The organism is Bradyrhizobium nitroreducens (assembly GCF_002776695.1).
In the GTDB taxonomy this organism is placed as follows: Bacteria; Pseudomonadota; Alphaproteobacteria; order Rhizobiales; family Xanthobacteraceae; genus Bradyrhizobium; species Bradyrhizobium nitroreducens.
In genome coordinates this window covers 1-2,920 of record NZ_LFJC01000007.1, presented here as the reverse complement: position 1 = coordinate 2,920, position 2,920 = coordinate 1, and the positions used below count along the sequence as shown (strand labels likewise).

1 protein-coding gene is annotated in these 2,920 nt (G+C 68.0%); it reads left to right on the top strand.

From position 1 onward, the window contains the following. Positions 1–50: 50 nt before the first annotated feature. The coding region (locus tag TSA1_RS38635) for an SDR family NAD(P)-dependent oxidoreductase (RefSeq protein ID WP_245448623.1) at positions 51–2,920 on the top strand (2,870 nt) is incomplete at its 3' end.

The window sequence follows — 2,920 nt, the reverse complement described above, 5'->3', positions numbered from 1 at the left end:
TGGGCGAGTTGTGTCTGGACGACAGCGTTGTCGGGACGCGCGGGGCGTATGTGCTGCATCCCGGGTTGCTGGATGGAGCGTTGCAGACGAGCATTGGCTTGATGCTGGGCCGCACGGAGGCGCGGATGGCGATGCCGTTTGCGCTGGAGCAGCTGGAGGTGCTGGCGGCGATACCGGACCGAGCGTGGGCGGTGGTGCGCTATAGCGCGGACAGCGGTGCGGCCAGCGCGGTGCAGAAGCTGGACATCGATGTGTGCGATGCGTCCGGTCAGGTGTGCGCAAGCCTGCGGGGCTTCAGCAGCCGGGTGGTCGAGGGCGTGCCGGGCTGGGCGAAGGCGAGCGGGGAGCTGCCGGGTGAAGAGGTGGCGGAGCCGATCGGCGAGCTGACGCTGGTGCCGGTGTGGCAGGCGGTGGCCTCGGGCGATGCGGCGGTGTGGCCGCAGCGCGATCAGCGCGTGGTGGTGATCGGTGATGGCGCGCAGCTATGGCAGGCGCTCGAGGGGTACGGGCAGGTGCAGATGCTGGCGCTCAGTGCCAACGACGGCATCGAGCGGATCGCCGAGCGGCTGGAGGCGATGGGGCAGATCGATCATGTGCTGTGGGCGGTGCCGGCGGCGGCGCATGAGCTCACCAGCGAGGACCTGATCGATGCGCAACAGGACGGCGTGTTCAGCGGCTTCCGGTTGATCAAGGCGCTGCTGTCGCTGGGCTATGGCAAGCAGCGATTGGGTCTGACGGTGCTGACGCAGCAGTCGCAATCGATCGATGAGGCCGATCCGGTGTGGCCGGCCCACGCCGGCGTGCACGGTCTGGTGGGATCATTGGCCAAGGAGTGCAGTCAGTGGAAGGTGCGGCTGCTGGACCTGGCGCATGATGGCCCGTGGCCCGAGGGCTTGCTCGCACAGCCGGCGCAGGCCCAGGGCGATGCGCTGGTGTACCGCGAAGGGCGTTGGTATCGGCCGCAGCTGCTCAATATGCGTCTGCCACAGCCGGGCGGGCCGGTGTACCGGGACGGCGGGCTGTACGTGCTGATTGGTGGAGCGGGTGGCATCGGTGAAGTGTTCAGCGAGCATCTGATCCGCCAGCACCAGGCGCGGGTGGTGTGGATCGGTCGTCGCGCACGGGACGAGGCGATCGTGCGCAAGCAGCAGCGTTTGGCGCAACTTGGTCCCGAGCCCTGCTACATCGCGGCCGATGCGAGCGATCGGGAAGCGCTGCAGGTGGCCGCCGAAGAGATCAGGCAGCGCTTCGGCAAGATCGACGGGGTGGTGCTGGCCACGATCGTGCTCAGGGATCAGAGCCTGGCGCAGATGGATGAGGCGACGTTTGCGGCCAGCCTGCAGGCGAAGGTGGACGTCAACGTGCGGGTGGCCCAGGTGTTCGGGACGCAGCCGCTGGACTTCGTGCTGAGCTTCTCCTCGATGCAGAGCACGTTGAAGGCGCCAGGCCAGAGCAACTATGCGGCCGGGTGCGTGTTTGCCGATGCGTTCGGCCAGGCCTGGGCGCGCCAGGGCGTGCCGGTGAAGACCATCAACTGGGGGTACTGGGGCAGCGTGGGCGTGGTGGCCTCGGCCGAGTACCGGAAGCGGATGGAGCAGATGGGGATTGCTTCGATCGAGCCGCCCGAGGCGATGGCGGTGCTGGACCGGCTGCTGAGTGCACCGGTGCAGCAGGCGGCGTTCCTGAAGACGAGCCGGGCGGGCGTGGCCAAGGCCTCGGGTGTGGTGGATAACGAGACACTGCAGGTGCTGGAGGTGCAAGGCGCGACGGAGCGTGTGTCGCTGGAGATCCTCGAAGCGAGCGCGCCACGGATGTTGCCGGTCGAGGTGTCGCGGCGGGCTCAGGACCAGGCGCAGGAGCTTGAGCGGTTGCTGGGGCGGCTGCTGTGGGGTCAGCTCAGCGAGCTCGGCCTGTTTGCCACACCCGCGATGGACGTGGCCGCGTGGAAGCAGGCGATCGGCCTGCCGGCGATGTACGAGCGCTGGCTGGATCACAGCGTGCAGGTGCTGCACGAGCAAGGCTATCTGGAGCGCGACGGCCAGGCATGGAAGGTGCGCGAGGTGGCGGCGGCCGAGCCGATGGCGCAGCTGTGGACGCAGTGGGAGGGTTATCAGGAGCGGTCGCGCTCGGATGCGTCAGGGCGTGCCCAGTTGAGCCTGCTGGACCACACGCTCAGGGCGCTGGCGGCGATCCTGCAGGGGCAGCGCAAGGCGACCGAGGTGCTGTTCCCGAACGCGTCGATGCAGCTGGTCGAGGGCATCTACAAGGGCAATCCGGTCTCGGACTACTTCAATGAGGTGCTGGGCGACAGCCTGCTTGCCTATGTCGAGCAGCGGCTCAAGCAGCAGCCGGAGGCGAAGCTGCGGCTGATCGAGATCGGAGCGGGTACCGGAGGCACCAGCGCACGGTTGCTGCAGCGGCTGCAGCCGTATGCGGGCAGCATCGCCGAGTACCGCTACACCGACATCTCCAAGGCGTTCCTGCTGCACGCCGAGCAGCACTACGGGCCGCAGGCGAGCTACCTGAAGACGGGGCTGTTCAATGTTGAACAGCCGCTGTCGGGGCAAGGCGTTGAGCCCGGCAGCTATGACGTTGCGATCGCCACCAACGTGCTGCATGCCACGCGCGACATGCGCCAGACGGTGCGCAACGCCAAGGCGCTGCTGAAGGCGCAGGGATTGCTGCTGGTCAACGAGATCACGGGCAACAACCTGTTCACGCACCTGACGTTCGGGCTGCTGCAGGGCTGGTGGCTGTACGAGGATGCGGCGCTGCGCGTGGCGGGCTCGCCGGCGCTGGCGCCCGCCACCTGGCACAGCCTGCTGGAGGGCGAGGGCTTTGCCCCCGCGGCGGATCCCGCACGAAGCGCCCATGCGCTCGGACAACAGATCCTGGTCGCCACCAGCAACGGCATCGTTCG